This window comes from Lysinibacillus sp. GbtcB16 (genome assembly GCF_019091145.1).
In the GTDB taxonomy this organism is placed as follows: Bacteria; Bacillota; Bacilli; order Bacillales_A; family Planococcaceae; genus Lysinibacillus; species Lysinibacillus fusiformis.
In genome coordinates this window covers 1-232 of the sequence record NZ_JAGXJV010000934.1, presented here as the reverse complement: position 1 = coordinate 232, position 232 = coordinate 1, and the positions used below count along the sequence as shown (strand labels likewise).

The window sequence follows — 232 nt, the reverse complement described above, 5'->3', positions numbered from 1 at the left end:
ACTAAAATACTTGCCACTGCGGCATAGGTTAACCTACCTGTTCGACTACTCATGATTTCTTCTGTTAAAAAATGAGGAAGTGAGATGGATTGTGTTAAGGTGAGTGGTAGCATGTAAGAAGCGAGTGGCATTAATAGAGCAAGATAGACGTTTAAAATTAGGACTTGGTCACTAAATAAATAAACAACCTTACGATTCAGCTGCTGCCATATAGAAAAAAATCGATAGCGCA

General features: G+C 37.9%; 1 protein-coding gene. It reads right to left on the bottom strand.

Annotated elements, in window-relative coordinates; translation table 11 throughout:
* Positions 1–232 (bottom strand): glycerophosphoryl diester phosphodiesterase membrane domain-containing protein (locus tag KVT27_RS26365; protein WP_217582355.1); only part of this gene is annotated, 232 nt, incomplete at both ends.